The following is a 13,017-nucleotide window of genomic DNA, read 5'->3' on the forward strand; positions in this document are numbered from 1 at the left end:
AATTAGAGGGGTAAATCCAAAATGGATTTGCTTTTTTTATTTTTTCAGTTTCAACAGAGTCTGAAAATGCTATAATTTTTTACAAAAATAAGATTTCAAAAGAATTTATTTAATTATAAATTTCGTTCCGGAGAGACCAATAGCTAAAAGGACTAAGCATTATGAATTCTAACAAAGTATTAGGTTCTATTCTTTTAGGAGTCGCTGCCAGCATTTGGGGTGGGACTTTCGTTGCAGTGAAAATGGTAGTGGGGCAGATTCATCCACTCCAATTGGTTTGGCTAAGATATTTAGTCGCATTAATCTTTTTAGTCGGTTTCTCATTGATTAAGCGAGAAAAGTGGCATTTGAAAAGAAAAGGTTTGAAATGGTTCATCTTGTCAGGTTTGACAGGGTACGCTCTTTCATTAGTGGCCCAAGAAACCGGAACGTGGTTTTCCAGCGCCCAAACAGGAGCCGTGGTAACTTCTTCAACACCAACTTTTATGGTGATTTTTGCCTGGTTAATTTTAAAGGAAAAATTAGATCGCGTTAAAGTCATTTCTTTGGTAATGGCAACACTTGGGGTAGTAATGATAGTCGGCATCCATTTGACCGGAAAACATATTTTAATTGGCGTTTTATTCTTGATATTAGCTGCATTAAGTTGGTCATTTATGTCCGTCATGATTAAATTGTTGTCGGACTATTCAGCTTTACAAATAACGATTGTTTCAACCATAGTCGCTATGATTTGTTTAACACCATTTGTGATGGGAGATTTGGCATCATTATCAAACGTTAATTTCTTCAATCCTAAAATCATTGCCTGTTTATTCTATGTTGGAGCGTTATCCACAGCCATGGCTTTTGTCATGTGGAATAAGGGTTTAACAATGGTCAGTCCCAGCGTTTCAGGGTTGATTTACTTGTTACAACCAATCGTTGGTACATTATTAGGTTGGTTAATTTTAGGAGAAGGTCTAACTTGGGGCTTTGCTGCAGGGACGGTTTTGATTTTGACTAGTGTTTGGGTTTCAATAAGATTTGCAAAATGAGTATTAAAAAATCCTATTCCGTGTGAAATAGGATTTTTTTGACCGCTTAAACATGTAATTTCTTCTTTAAAGCAGTTGTTAGTAATTCCGAAAAGTTAATATTGTTCTCTTTTCCCAACTTGTTGAGATAGTTGGGGATAGTCAAAGTCTTCTTGATAGTCTTGAAGTCATTTTTACGACGATATTCATCAATATCGACATCAACTAAGGTAACAACGTCGCTATTTTCTGCACTAGGAAGTGTGTAATTTGAATTCGGCACGTCTAAATTGTTATCTTGTCTATCAATAATATTCAAACCGATGTAATCACGAGCCATTTGAATAGCGTCATCAATGTCTTTGCCTTGAGTCAGGCCTTCAATATCAGGAATGCTGACAAAGTAGGGAACTGTTTGATCACTTGTTTTTGAAATTATAATTGGATATACGGTTTTCATTTTTAGTCTCCCTCATCATCCAAACGATGTTTTTTTATTATACTTTTTGCTAATAATTCATTGATTTCTCTATGTCTAGGAATCTGTTCTTTTTCAATGCCATTTGTCCAAATATCATGATTATTACCATGACGATATAAGTACCAACCCTTTTTACTTAAAAATTTGAGCAATCTTTTTTGATTCATTTCAAATTCCTTCGTCTTTTATAATATACGTATTTAATACGTGTGTAAAATGTTATAACTATTGTTACTATATAAATAAAATTACGCAAGATTTGAGATAGTACGATCAAATTAGACATTTTTAAGTAGGATAAAAAAGGACGAGTCCAACTGGATTCGTCCTTTTGTTTTTCTCTATTCTGATTTATGTATATCGCCTAGAATATCTTCACCGGAAAAATCAAAATCCATGTAAGATTGATTTTTGACGGGCAAATGTTGTTCCAAGGTATCAAATTGTTGGAGTTTTACATCTCCACTTGCTGTACCAAGTGATAACAAGTGACCACCGAAGTCATGATTGTCAGATAAGAAGTGATGGTGGAAACCACCAACAGCAGCTCCATCAAAGATTTCAGGTGAGTAATAACTCAACAAAGTACCTGTAACGGTATCTTTTTCAAAAATGCTTTGACTTTCAGCTGTCTTAGCTAGAGTATCGTAAGGTTTGTGTGATTTCTTCACCGCACGAGTTTTCACATTTGTAAATTGACCGTGTAACTCAATTGAGAAGAAAGTATTGGTACTTGTTAAGGATAGAATCTTCTCTTCAAGTTCTTTTTGGCTGATACCATCAACACTTGTTAATGGCTGATAACTGCCGAAATGAATGTTAGCAAAGGGCAGAGTGAAATCATCTTTTACGATATTAACACTACCGTTGCTGTCGACTTGATAAGGCGTGCCGTCTAAAATGACTAACTCACCGTCAAGACCTTCGCCAGTACCGATTCCTGTATCGCCATGTCTTAATAATTCCTTCATAGTGATAGTTCCATCGAGTAACCCTGGGACTAATAAAGCTAATGTTCCGTGTTGATAAAGAATATTTGTGTTTGACATGAAATCCTTCTTTCTATCTTAATTCAAGACGTCGTCAACCAACTTGGATGCTAATTGAATGTTGTCTGAATAATCAACGGGGATGTGCAAGATAACTGGTCCCTTAGTATCAAAAGCTTTTGCTAGCATTGGTTCGAGATCTTCGGCTCTCTCAACACGCATACCAGTAGCACCAAAACTTTCAGCGTATTTAACAAAGTCAACTGGTCCTAATTTAACTCCGGCATCGTGACCATATTTAGCGATTTCTTGGAAACGAACCATATCGTAATAACCGTCGTCCCAAATCAATTGTACGATATTGAGGTGTAAGCGGACAGCTGTTTCTAGTTCTTGACCAGAGAAGAGGAAGCCACCATCACCAGCAACGGAAACAACTGGCTTTTCAGGACGTTCCAACGCAGCAGCAATTGCCCAAGGAAGTGCGACACCAAGTGTTTGCATACCATTACTGAATAACAAGTGACGAGGTTTGTAACTTCTAAAATGACGAGCCATCCAGATGTAGAGACTACCAACATCAACTGTGACAGTTGTGTCGTCATCAACTTGATTTTGCAAAGCATGGATGATAGCAAGGGGGTGGATGCCGTTTTCATCGGAATGGTTAGCTGGAATAGCGTCTTTCTTGGTAAATTTCTCTTGTTGGTCAGCCAGATGTTTGTGCATATCAGAACCTAAGTCGATACCATCCGGTAAGTTAGAGCTGATTTCGTTAAGAGTCTTAGCAATATCAGCGTTCACAATCAAGTCAGGTTGATAATCATTAGTAATTTCAGGCTTGATACTATCGAGATTAATTATTTCTCCCGTGCGACCAATATTCCAATTACGGGCCTCATATTCGATAGGATCGTAACCGACTGCGATAATCAAATCACTTTCCTTAAGGATAGTGTCACCGATTTGGTTACGGAACAAGCCGACACGACCGTAATAATTTTTTTCCAAATCACGCGATATGACACCAGCACCCTGGAAGGTTTCCACAACTGGAATCGAGAACTTGTGCAGAAATTTGTGAATAGCGTCGGTAACTTCATTGGTAGAAGAACGCATACCTGCCAAAATTACGGGTAACTTAGCTTTTTCAATTTTTTCGATAATTTGGTTAAGCGTTTCTGAATCAACGCCACCTTGTTCAACTTTGTGTAGTGGTTTGATAACAGGGCGAGTTACGTCATCATTCAAGACATCTTGAGGAATAGACATGAAAGTTGCCCCAGCTTTAGGTGATACAGCATTTTGGTAAGCGTTTGCAAATGATTCCGATAAATTGTTGGCGTCTTGAACTTCAACACTGTCCTTAGTAGCGGCGGATAGGAGTTCCTTGCTAGAAATACTTTGGTGAGTTAAACGGGCAATATCGTTTCGAGGCACTTGACCACCTAGAGCAATCACTGGATCTCCCTCAGAAGTAGCGGTAATTAGACCAGTAGCTAGATTAGAGACACCAGGGCCTGAAGTAGTAGCCACAACACCAGGCTTACCAGTTAGACGACCAATACCTGCAGCAATGAAAGCTGCATTTTGTTCGTGACGAGTAATTATTAGTTTAGGAGTTCTTGGATCATCATTATGTTCAAGTGATTCAAAGAGTCGATCAATCTTAGCACCAGGGAGTCCGAAGACGTAATGAGCGCCTTGATTGATCATCGATTGGATCAAAGCTTGAGCACCATTAGTTTTTGTCATTGTATCTAACCTCTTTTTTGTGTAGATTTGTTCTATAATTATTTATAGGAAAAAAATAAAGCATTTGTGTTGATTTGTCAACACGTGAGTCTTTTCATGGAGTGAAAGTTAATGAAAAATATTGGATACTTAGCACAAGATATTTCTATCTTACACCGTCAATATTACAAGGATACGAGGGATGAATTCAATCAAATCAACTTGAATCCGACCGCAGCTTGTATTTTATTGGCTGTAAGTGATTATGAAAACATCAGTCAGAACCAAGTGGCCCGTTCCTTAGTAATTGATAAGGGGTTAGCAACTCGAGAGATCAATAAAATGAATCAATTGAATTACTTAACCAAATCAGATGGAGCTGGTAAAACTAAAGTTCTCAATTTGACTGAAGAGGGCAAGAAAATCGTAACAAAAGTCCAAAAGATTCGTAGTCAATGGTGGGAAGATCGCTTTGTTAAAGCTGGTATTCAAAAGGATAGTCCACTAGTTTCTTCCATTGAAGCAGTAGTTTCAACTATTGTTGATCCGATTGAAAAGTAAAAAAGAAGCTTATTCATACCGTTGCAGTATGGATTGAGCTTCCTTTTTGATGTTGGTAACTAAATTTTCTGGTGCTAAAACTTTTACATTTTGTCCCTGACTCAACAGCCACATCATAACGCCACGTTCGCCAAAAGTATCGGCTTCAATAATGACACTGCCACCATTCTGTGATTGTTTGGAATTATGATCTGAGAGTAAATTTCCATTGGCGTCACAGTGTGCTACAACTTTAGCAGTTGGAATGCGGTCGAGTGCAGCTTCAACGATACCCCAGAATTGAAATTTTAGATGAATCAATTTGCCGGGATACATGAATTGAATCTTTTGACGAAATTTACCTTCTTCAAAACGATCTTTATAGTCTAAATCAATCTTGCCAGTTACGTGATAGTCTTCGATTCGGTCAATTCGGTAAAGTAAGTTGTCCTTGTAATCAGGATTGTAGGAAACTAAATAAAAATAGTATTCAGAGAAAATCAGAGCTTGTGGCAGAATATTGCGAATAACTGTTTCCGAATGTTGACGACGGTATCTGATTTCAATAGCTTTTTTCTGTGTAATGTATTTGCTTAAAGTCCAAATTTTATCTAATAAATTTTGTTGATGATGCAAAGGCGTGTAGTTGAAGATCTCATTTTGAATCAAAGGCTGGACCTCACTACGGATTTGACTATTTGCCAAGTTTAAGAGTCCATCGACTGTATTAGTTAATTCACGCCGATTAAGCGCACGACTAGCCAATAAAATTTTGATCAAAACGAGGATTTCCTGAGCATTAAGAATGTGTTGATCACTGTGCATACGATAACCGGAATTGCTCCTCTCATACTGGATTCTGTAGGGCAGACAGATGTCTTCGAAAGTTAAATTTATCTGACTGATATCTCGTTGGATGGCACGTGGAGTCACATTATATTCACGGGCCAAGTCGTTCTTATTCAAAATTTGATTGTCAAGTAGTTTTATATAAATAGCGAAGCGACGCTCAGATGTGTTCAAAACTTTTCCTCTTTTTGCATAAGTGGACAGGATTCGTCTATCTATTATTATAAAGTAATTTTGAAGATAAAATTACTGTATTAAGGAGAATTAGGTGACAATTATGTCTGAAAAAGTAGACTATGATATTTTGAATGAATCATATAAAGGAATAGCTGAAGTTATTGGAGTTGAAGCGATGCTAAAAATTCGTGATAACTATTGTGGTATGCAACTACAACTGCCAATGCGACTCTATGACGCTAATAAATTACGTAAAAAACTTCAAAAAATGGACGTGCAATCGAACCAAATTATGATGTTATCGCGAAAGTATGGCTATTCACCACGTTGGATCAGGGAAGCCAGCAAATAAAAAAGAGCGTTTGACAACGCGTGATTTTACAATCATGCCTACTCAAACGCTTTTTTGTGTCTCTTTAACTTTTTCAATGTGAATCATCTTAGTGATGTTCTTGGGGAGAATCTGCTTCAAATTGTTACGCAGGTTCAAGATGACCATTGAGTGATCGTAATCGTTGATATTGAGAATCTTGATAGAATCGGAAAGCTTTATATCAATGTTACTTAGAATTTTGAATAAATAGGAATCTTCCGTAAAGTTGACTATTTTGAAAGTCGTATCGGAAATGTTCTGACTGGCTAACAAAGAATCAGTGGAATAAATGGGAATTGCGGAATTAATTGGGATGATGTTGCCGTGTGGACAAGTCTGTGGATATTCCAAGTAGATATTCAGACGGTCGATCAATAATAAATCGGGATGATCTGATAAGGTCGTGGCCTTATCGTAAATGTCACTCAACGGGATATCTAATTTCTCATAGAGCCAAGTTTCGATTAAACGATGTTGCTGAATTAAAGGGATGACATCATTTAAACCTTTCTTAGTTAACTTGCTACCGTAGTATTTCGTATATTTAACCAAGCCTAACTTGGAAAGATGTTGGGTACGGTCGGAAATAGAAGCCTTACTGACGTTAGCTTTGATGGCTAGATCTATATTGTTAACATTTTGGAAGCTGCCACCAAGCTCGAAAATAAGTCTTAAAAAATTTAGGTCGTTCAAAATCGTTCACCACTTTTTCTTAATAAGGTTCTTTCAACCTATTTTCTGCGATTCTTAAAAATCATGTCATCTAATAGTAAGGAATTAGTAAAAATTCTTGAATACATACCAACTAAAACCTCGGAGGTTAACCAGTTATTGGTTAAGAATTCCTCGTCATTGACTTCGTTGATTACCTCTCGATGTGTTTCTTTACGCATGATATTCCTCCATTAATAAGAATAAGAGTGATTTATTAGTTTAGACTAATAAAAATAGTTAAACATAAATATAAAAGCTATTGTATGGACATATTGTCAAATAGTTATATTCATGAATCGCTATAACTCTGTCGTTAACGCCTTTAATATAACATAATTATTTTATTTGAAATAGTTAAGTTGAGTTTAAGAATAATTTTTTATATCACATTAGGTAGCCTTGAAAGTCTTTATAATGGGCAAGTAATCGTTTTCTTGAAATTTTATAGAAAAATCGCTGATTGTACTTTTTTATTAGGCGGACTTAAAAAATAGTTTACATAGATTTAAAAAGCGGTAGAATGGTCTTTGGAAAGACGGGTAGGACTTACTTGTCTGATAAAAATTAATTGGAGGAAAGAAACCAATGTCAAAGCAAAATAACACATTTGAACGTGTCTTGGTTGGTGTTGATGATTCAGCTGATGCTCAATTAGCATTTAGATACGCTATGCATCGTTGCATCAAAGATAATTCAACTTTGATCATTACTTCCATATTGGAAAGCGGAGATATGAATGTATATCAAGCCTTAACTAGAGATTATGTTCACGGTGAACGTAAAGATCTTGAAGAGCATATGCAAGAGTATCGTAAAATTGCCTTGGATGCTGGAGTCCAAAAGGTCGAACTTGTAATTGGTGAAGGAGATCCTGGCGAGACAATCGTGAAAGATATCATTCCTACTGCCAAAGCTGACCTATTAGTAATCGGTTCGTTATCTAAGAAGGGGATTAGAAAGTACTTCGGTTCTCAAGCTGCATATATGGCGAAATATTCACCTATTTCAATTATGATTATTCGCTAAAACCAAATTTAAATATAAGGGGAGATTAATATGGCTGAAAAGCGTAAATTAATCCAATATGCCAATGGTCCTTCACTAGAAGAAATCAATGGTACAGTCGATGTTCCAAAGGACAAAGGCTTTTTCAAAACTCTACTTGCATACTCAGGTCCAGGAGCTTTAGTTGCCGTTGGTTACATGGATCCAGGTAACTGGTCAACATCAATCACCGGTGGTCAAAATTTCCAATACCTATTAATGTCAGTTATTCTCTTGTCTAGTTTAATTGCCATGTTGTTACAATATATGGCTGCTAAACTAGGCATCGTGAGTAAGATGGATTTGGCACAAGCAATTCGTGCTAGAACAAGTAGATCATTAGGAATCGTTTTATGGATTTTAACTGAGTTCGCTATTATGGCGACAGATATTGCTGAAGTTATCGGTGGTGCGATTGCTTTGTACCTATTATTCAATATTCCATTAGTAATCGCTGTATTTATCACCGTTGGTGATGTTTTAGTACTGTTATTATTAACTAAGATTGGTTTCAGAAAAATTGAAGCTATCGTTGTATGTTTAATTCTTGTTATTTTATTCGTATTCGTATACCAAGTTGCACTATCAGATCCTAACTGGGGCGCTGCCTTTGCTGGATTAGTTCCAACAGGTAAGACCTTCGCTACACATCCAACAATTGGTGGACAATCACCATTGCAAGGTGCTCTAGGAATCATTGGTGCCACAGTTATGCCTCATAACTTGTACTTACATTCAGCTATTTCTCAAACAAGAAAAGTTGATCATGCTGATGAAAAATCAGTTGCACAAAACGTACGTTTCTCAGCTTGGGATTCAAATATTCAATTAACAGCCGCATTCTTTGTTAATGCTTTGCTATTGATCATGGGTGTTGCCGTCTTCAAGAGTGGTGCCGTTAAAGATCCATCATTCTTCGGTTTATACCAAGCTCTATCAGATACATCAACACTAAGTAATGGCGTTTTGATTGCCGTTGCTAAATCAGGTATCCTTTCAACATTGTTCGCTGTAGCTTTGTTAGCTTCAGGTCAAAATTCAACAATTACAGGTACACTTTCAGGACAAGTTATCATGGAAGGTTTCGTTCATATGAAGATGCCTCTATGGTTACGTCGTTTAGTAACACGTTTGCTATCAGTTATTCCAGTTCTAATCTGTGTTATGTTAACAAGTGGTAAGAGTTCAATTGATGAGCACGTGGCTTTGAATGATTTAATGAACAACTCACAAGTCTTCTTAGCCTTCGCCTTACCATTCTCAATGTTGCCATTACTATTAATGACCGACAGTGTTACTGAAATGGGTAAGAAATTTAAGAACGCAGTCTGGATCAAAGGATTCGGTTGGTTCTCAGTTCTAGCCCTAACAGGATTAAACCTTTACGGATTGCCAGATCAAATCAAGGCTTTCTATGGAGATGGAATTACAGCAGCACAATCAACACAAGCCGACATCATCGCCTGGGTATTAATCGTAGCCGTAGTAGCCTTACTAGTATGGACATTGGTTGATATGCACAAAGGTAATGAAAGATTGAAGACAGAATTAGCAAGTGAACACGTATCATCAACATATGAACACTTGGCTAAACTATCAAGAGAAGCCGGTTCAGAAGCTGAATTCGATAAAGAAGCAGTCGCAGAAAGATAGAGAGCGAAGTAAGAGCGGTCAGCCTCTGAGGATGTGCCTTGGAATTGCCCGTCATACTTGAGAAACTCATTTTTACTATATTTCCAAGAACCATAGTTATCAAAAAATAGAATTTAGAAGATATGAAACGTTAAAACAAAAATGGCTAGAAAATGATAAGTTTTCTGGCCATTTTGCTATATCAAATATTAAAATTAAATACAACGGATGATTTGAATTTCTTATATGGAGAGAAAATATAATGGACAATCAAAACAAAATTAAAAATATTGATAATACTATTCAAGAATTTATTAACTCATCTTTTAAAAGCTCTAGTTTACTTGAAAATGTATTGAAACAATACAAAGAATTGAACGACAATCAAAAGAATGTCATAGAAAAAAGAATGTATGTCATTTATCGGGGAAAGTTTGGTTTCCTTTTTTCGAATTCCTTTTATAAAGAAACACTTTTTTGGATGTATAAAACGATGCAGCATGAAAGATTTTCTAAAGAACTTAAAGAAAATAAAAGTGCATTTTTATCAGAAGCAGTAAAAACTTTGCTGATTTTATATCTAGAAGACAGGGAAAGTAATAAATTAATTCAGGCAAAAGAATACTTTGAACAATTGGAAAAAATTGGAGTATTCGATGAGCAGACTCAAGATATTTATAGCGAAGATACTAAAATTTTATATGCTATAAGGGATAATGGACTATGGACGGAAACAAATTTAACGGTGCCAATAGCAATGAATAGCACATTAGAGCCCGTTAAAGTTTTTCTTCAACAAGATGAATTAGTTGCTAGTGTTTCTTGTACTAGAGGAGCTAATAATTCTATTATTCAAACAAATGGTAATGTTACTAGATTTCAGGATAGAGAATCTATAGTTAGCAATTCTAAATGGACTGTAAAAATAAATAATTATTTATCTTGTGAGAAAAACAGCTCTAAAGATAAAACTGCATCAGTAATGCAAGAGATTGTATGTAAATCGATTAATTTGGTTATTGATCAGTATAGACAAAAGACGGGTGAGTATTGGATTAAAAGAATTTATCCTTCAATGATAGGAATGCATTCTATTAAATATGGTGCTATGGATACTGTGTTTAGAAATATACCAATGTATGATAGAGGAACGTATGAAATATCCCCTAATGTAGAAACATTAAGTCTCTCTGATATATATGAGTCCAACTCGTCGCCACTATATGAAAAGCTTTATTTAGATGCGAAGGCTTATTTACTTATTGAGGAATTGGGTGAAAGCGTATTGTTATTAAATATGGCATTTGAAAATTTTACATACGAAGTTATCTGTCCTTGTATAGAAAAAATTAGTAAGGGAAAATATGCAAAAAATTTTTATTATGGAGTAAAAAAATATGATGATTATTTTTTGAAAGATTATATAACTGAAGAAGAATATAAAGAGGCTGTTTCAAAGAAAATCATTAAAGCAAGTGGAACATCAATGTATGCTATATACAAAATACTTTGGAATGAGTCATCCAAAGTATCTAGTAGAGTTTCAAAAACAAAAATGAATAAATTGATTTCATGTATACGTGATAATAGAAATGAGTTTTCACATGGTAGTTCTAATACAAAAAAGATTTATTTCAATAAAGTTAAAGAACAGTTAGATGCATTTCAAGAATTAATTGAGGTTTGTAGTATACAATGTGACTAAGGTGACTGTGTGTTGAATCTTTAAATCAAAATACCATCACAATGATCAACTTCATGTTGAATAATTTGAGCAATGAAGTCAGAGAACTCTTGTGTATGTTCTTTGAAATTAACATCTAAATACTTAACCGTAATATTTTTATAACGTTTAGTAGGACGTTCACCGTCAAGAGAAAGACAACCTTCAGAAGTGTGATAGGGATTCTGCATACTTATAATAGAAGGATTTATCATAGGAACATTCATTATTCCCATAGAAAAGGCGATGATACGTTTGTTGACGCCAATCATGTTGGCTGCCATACCGACACAGTTTTCGGAATGTGATTGTAGAGTGTCGAGTAGATCTTGAACGACTTGAGAATCATTTTTAGTGGCTAATTTGGATTTTTGACTGAGAAGTGCTTGGTCGTGGTTTATTGGTTTAATCATAATTAAACTCCTAGAATAGAATGTTCTCATTATAAGCGATGAAAGATAGTAGATTCAAGCAACAAACGGCTATAATGAGGGTAGTTAATCAATTCAGAGGAGCGTGGAACCAATGAATCTATTATTTGCGATTGATGATCGTGTCGTCGATCAACTACTAACAGTCTTATACTCAATCAAACGTAATACCTCCGCAACCAGTTTTTCCGTATATGTGATTCAAGATAAGAAATTAACTCATACCCAAAGGATTATCCAGGTCTGTAAGAAACTCAAGATGACCTATCATCCAATCATTGTTTCCAATACCCATTTCGACAAGGCACCAGTGACCGACCGCTATCCGAAGACAATTTATTATCGCTTGCTGGCCTACGAGTATCTACCCAAGAATCTGAAGCGAGTACTCTACCTCGATACCGACGTTTTAGTGATCAATGATTTGAAAAAATTATATAACATGGACTTCGACGGTTACTGGTACGCAGCCGCTAGTCACATCGCACTGGATGTAACTGATTCATTAAATAAGATCCGTTTAGGTAACTTTGATACCGATGGCTATTACAATTCTGGAGTCATTTTGATGAACCTGCCGGAAGAACGAGAACATGTCAAAGCTGAAGATATTTATGGCTACATCAGAATTAAGAATCTAGCACTGTTCTTACCAGATCAAGATATCTTGAATGGACTCTATGGACAGCACATCAAAAAGATTCCCGATGAACTCTACAATTACGATGCTCGAATGAATCCACTCTATTACACCAAGAGTAACGGCGTCTGGGATATTGATTGGGTAATTGAACATACCTCAATCTTACATTTCTGTGGGCGGGATAAACCTTGGAAGTCAGATTACAAAGAACGCTTCTCCGGATTGTACAAACATTATGCACATGTTGCCAAAAGCTTACATTAGTAGGCTTTTTTTATTTTGCCTAAATTTTATATCAAAGTGATATCACTTTGATATAAAGGTGCTATAATACAGATATGGCAGATAAGATGATTGCATTAAGACTAGATAAAGATTTGTACGACCGAATAGCAGAAGATGCAGGTCGTGAGAATCGTAGTGTTAATAATTATATTGTCACCAAATTGAGTGAAGCTGTACCTACAAATAACCTCGAACAGCGCCAAATTGTAGGGTCTATCGTCAGAGGGGATAAGATCAACATGGCAAACGACTTGGTCGAGGTTAAAGGTATCTACTATCGCTATGATTTACTGGCAAACGATTCAGTTAACACCCAACGTAATTATCAGGTTATTAAAGCAAATGGTAATATCCTGACAATACAGGAATTAAAATAGAAAAGTAGG

The 13,017-nt window shown here is 35.9% G+C and carries 16 protein-coding genes; 8 read left to right on the top strand and 8 right to left on the bottom strand.

Features of this window, described 5'->3' with window-relative positions:
* Positions 1–161: 161 nt before the first annotated feature.
* A complete protein-coding gene (locus ATN92_RS02085) occupies positions 162–1,037 on the top strand; it encodes a DMT family transporter (RefSeq protein WP_056953474.1) in 876 nt (291 codons plus the stop codon).
* A 46-nt stretch (positions 1,038–1,083) separates the two neighbouring features.
* On the opposite strand, the gene ATN92_RS02090 is transcribed toward ATN92_RS02085, so the two are convergent.
* From ATN92_RS02090 to alsS, 4 genes are all read right to left on the bottom strand, one after another.
* Positions 1,084–1,476, bottom strand: a complete 393-nt coding sequence (locus ATN92_RS02090; RefSeq protein WP_056953476.1) for a type II toxin-antitoxin system HicB family antitoxin — start codon at positions 1,474–1,476, stop codon at positions 1,084–1,086.
* Between the two features lie 2 nt (positions 1,477–1,478).
* Complete coding sequence (locus ATN92_RS02095; RefSeq protein WP_056953478.1) at positions 1,479–1,664, bottom strand: type II toxin-antitoxin system HicA family toxin; 186 nt, start codon at positions 1,662–1,664, stop codon at positions 1,479–1,481.
* A gap of 174 nt (positions 1,665–1,838) precedes the next feature.
* The gene (gene budA / locus ATN92_RS02100; RefSeq protein ID WP_056953480.1) at positions 1,839–2,546 is read right to left on the bottom strand and encodes an acetolactate decarboxylase; all 708 of its coding nucleotides are present in this window, start codon (positions 2,544–2,546) and stop codon (positions 1,839–1,841) included.
* 18 nt (positions 2,547–2,564) lie between these two features.
* Positions 2,565–4,241, bottom strand: a complete 1,677-nt coding sequence (alsS, locus tag ATN92_RS02105) for an acetolactate synthase AlsS (RefSeq protein ID WP_056953482.1) — start codon at positions 4,239–4,241, stop codon at positions 2,565–2,567.
* A 111-nt stretch (positions 4,242–4,352) separates the two neighbouring features.
* Between alsS and ATN92_RS02110 the strand changes: the two genes are divergently transcribed.
* Positions 4,353–4,781 carry a MarR family winged helix-turn-helix transcriptional regulator gene (locus ATN92_RS02110; protein WP_056953484.1) on the top strand — a complete coding sequence of 143 codons (429 nt, stop codon included), beginning with the start codon at positions 4,353–4,355 and terminating at the stop codon, positions 4,779–4,781.
* Positions 4,782–4,790: 9 nt separating this feature from the next.
* On the opposite strand, the gene ATN92_RS02115 is transcribed toward ATN92_RS02110, so the two are convergent.
* Positions 4,791–5,783, bottom strand: a complete 993-nt coding sequence (locus tag ATN92_RS02115; RefSeq protein WP_082604555.1) for a helix-turn-helix transcriptional regulator — start codon at positions 5,781–5,783, stop codon at positions 4,791–4,793.
* A gap of 103 nt (positions 5,784–5,886) precedes the next feature.
* Between ATN92_RS02115 and ATN92_RS02120 the strand changes: the two genes are divergently transcribed.
* A complete protein-coding gene (locus ATN92_RS02120; protein ID WP_143444247.1) occupies positions 5,887–6,138 on the top strand; it encodes a Mor transcription activator family protein in 252 nt (83 codons plus the stop codon).
* A gap of 42 nt (positions 6,139–6,180) precedes the next feature.
* Here the strand turns inward: ATN92_RS02120 and ATN92_RS02125 are convergent, their stop codons facing one another.
* Together ATN92_RS02125 and ATN92_RS02130 are read right to left on the bottom strand one after the other, a co-directional pair.
* Positions 6,181–6,852 (bottom strand): metal-dependent transcriptional regulator, encoded by a 672-nt coding sequence (locus tag ATN92_RS02125; protein WP_056953488.1) that lies wholly within the window; start codon positions 6,850–6,852, stop codon positions 6,181–6,183.
* A gap of 38 nt (positions 6,853–6,890) precedes the next feature.
* Positions 6,891–7,052: a hypothetical protein gene (locus tag ATN92_RS02130; protein ID WP_156638765.1), complete on the bottom strand. Its 162-nt coding sequence runs from the start codon at positions 7,050–7,052 to the stop codon at positions 6,891–6,893.
* Positions 7,053–7,458: 406 nt separating this feature from the next.
* Here ATN92_RS02130 and ATN92_RS02135 point away from each other — a divergent pair, with 406 nt between their 5' ends.
* The 3 genes from ATN92_RS02135 to ATN92_RS18675 all read left to right on the top strand — a co-directional run bounded on the left by ATN92_RS02135 (position 7,459) and on the right by ATN92_RS18675 (position 11,254).
* Positions 7,459–7,899, top strand: a complete 441-nt coding sequence (locus ATN92_RS02135; protein WP_056953489.1) for a universal stress protein — start codon at positions 7,459–7,461, stop codon at positions 7,897–7,899.
* A 30-nt stretch (positions 7,900–7,929) separates the two neighbouring features.
* On the top strand, positions 7,930–9,570 hold the full coding sequence (locus ATN92_RS02140; RefSeq protein ID WP_056953491.1) for an Nramp family divalent metal transporter: 1,641 nt from the start codon (positions 7,930–7,932) through the stop codon (positions 9,568–9,570).
* A 241-nt stretch (positions 9,571–9,811) separates the two neighbouring features.
* Positions 9,812–11,254, top strand: a complete 1,443-nt coding sequence (locus ATN92_RS18675; protein WP_234032516.1) for a hypothetical protein — start codon at positions 9,812–9,814, stop codon at positions 11,252–11,254.
* 20 nt (positions 11,255–11,274) lie between these two features.
* Here ATN92_RS18675 and ATN92_RS02150 read toward each other — a convergent pair whose 3' ends face one another.
* On the bottom strand, positions 11,275–11,685 hold the full coding sequence (locus ATN92_RS02150; protein WP_056953493.1) for a peptide deformylase: 411 nt from the start codon (positions 11,683–11,685) through the stop codon (positions 11,275–11,277).
* A 112-nt stretch (positions 11,686–11,797) separates the two neighbouring features.
* On the opposite strand from ATN92_RS02150, the gene ATN92_RS02155 reads away from it, so the two are divergent.
* Positions 11,798–12,610: a glycosyltransferase family 8 protein gene (locus ATN92_RS02155; protein WP_056953495.1), complete on the top strand. Its 813-nt coding sequence runs from the start codon at positions 11,798–11,800 to the stop codon at positions 12,608–12,610.
* A 74-nt stretch (positions 12,611–12,684) separates the two neighbouring features.
* Complete coding sequence (locus ATN92_RS02160) at positions 12,685–13,008, top strand: hypothetical protein (RefSeq protein ID WP_054643824.1); 324 nt, start codon at positions 12,685–12,687, stop codon at positions 13,006–13,008.
* Positions 13,009–13,017: the final 9 nt, after the last annotated feature.

It is taken from the genome of Companilactobacillus bobalius (assembly GCF_009764355.1).